Genomic DNA, 1,501 nt, shown 5'->3' with positions numbered 1-1,501 from the left:
GGCGATCACGCTGGCCACCGCGGCGGGCTCGGTCTTCGCCGGTCACGTCAACGACTCGGGCTTCTGGCTGGTCGGCCGGCTCCTGGGCATGGACGTCAAGACCACGCTCAAGACCTGGACGGTGCAGCAGACCCTCGAATCGCTGGTGGGCTTTGCCTTTGCCTACCTGATTTTCGTGCTGTTCTAGCCTTCACGCTTGCAAGGAGATTCCCATGACGCCATCACTGTTCGATCTAAACGGCCGACTGGCCCTGGTCACCGGCTCCTCGCGCGGGCTCGGTAATGCCCTCGCCCGGGGCCTGGCCCAGCAGGGCGCGCGCGTCATCCTGCACGGGCGCGATCTGGCCCAGGTCGAGGCGCAGGCCCGCGCCATGGCGGAGGAGACCGGTGCCAGCGTCGAGGCAGTGAGCTTCGACGTCACCGATGCCGATGCCGCCCGGGCGGCGGTCGATGCGCTGATCGCCCAATACGGCACGCCGGACATCCTGGTCAACAACGCGGGGCTCCAGCGGCGCGCGCCGTTCAACGAGTTCGCGCCCACCGACTGGGACGCGCTGGTCGCCACCAACCTGTCGAGCCTGTTCTACGTCTCCCAGGGCGTAACCCGCGCCATGGGCGAGCGCGGCTCGGGCAAGGTGGTCAATATCGGCTCGGTGCAGTCGAAGCTGGCGCGCGAGACCATCGCGCCCTACTCCGCCACCAAGGGCGCGGTGGCGATGCTCACCCAGGGCATGGCGGCGGATCTGGCGCGCTTCAACATCCAGGTCAACTGCATTTCACCGGGTTACTTCAAGACCGAGATGAACACCGCCCTGTGGCAGGACCCGGCCTTCAACCAGTGGGTCGAGAAACGCACCCCCGCCCAGCGCTGGGGTCATTTCGACGAGCTGATCGGCACGCTGGTCTATCTATGCTCCGACGCGTCGAGCTTCGTTTCCGGACAGAACATTTTCGTCGACGGCGGCATGACCTCGGTCGTGTAGCCACCGCCTGGAGAAACACCCATGCAAGCACTCGTCATTCACGGCAAGCAGGACCTGCGCGAAGAAACCCTCCCCCTTGCGGAGCTCGCCCCCGGCAAGATTCGCCTGCGCATGGCCTTCGGCGGTATCTGCGGGTCGGATCTGCACTACTACCACGAAGGCGCCAACGGCGCCTTCGTGGTGCGCGAACCGCTGGTGCCCGGCCACGAAATGGCCGGCGTGGTCGAGCACGACCCGAGCGGCGAGCTGGCGCCCGGCACGCCGGTGACGCTTCACCCGGCCACCTTCGGCGTCTCCCAGCGCGGGCTCGAAGGCAAGCCGCACCTGTGGCCGCAGGGCGCGTACCTCGGCTCCGCCTCGACCTGGCCGCACACCCAGGGCGGGATGAGCGAGTACCTGGACGTCGAGCCCGGCATGATCCGGGTGCTGCCCGAGTCGCTTCCCCTCGAGCGCGCGGCGCTGGCCGAGCCGCTGGCGGTGGCCCTGCACGGTATCGCCGTGGCGGGCGGGGTCGAGAG

At 68.2% G+C, this 1,501-nt stretch carries 2 protein-coding genes and 1 pseudogene; all 3 read left to right on the top strand.

Going from position 1 to position 1,501, the window contains the following annotated elements:
- Positions 1-187: pseudogene (locus tag BIS11_RS17345) on the top strand (GntP family permease); the annotation flags it as partial.
- Between the two features lie 25 nt (positions 188-212).
- A complete protein-coding gene (locus tag BIS11_RS17340; protein WP_253421337.1) occupies positions 213-983 on the top strand; it encodes a glucose 1-dehydrogenase in 771 nt (256 codons plus the stop codon).
- Positions 984-1,004: 21 nt separating this feature from the next.
- On the top strand, positions 1,005-1,501 hold a 497-nt coding region (locus BIS11_RS17335; protein ID WP_253586694.1), incomplete at its 3' end, for an alcohol dehydrogenase catalytic domain-containing protein.

The sequence above is a fragment of the Halomonas sp. 707D4 genome, from assembly GCF_024158685.1.
Taxonomy (GTDB): domain Bacteria; phylum Pseudomonadota; class Gammaproteobacteria; order Pseudomonadales; family Halomonadaceae; genus Vreelandella.
Note: the sequence above shows the minus strand (reverse complement) of the source record. Positions and strands in the feature narration are given on the sequence as shown.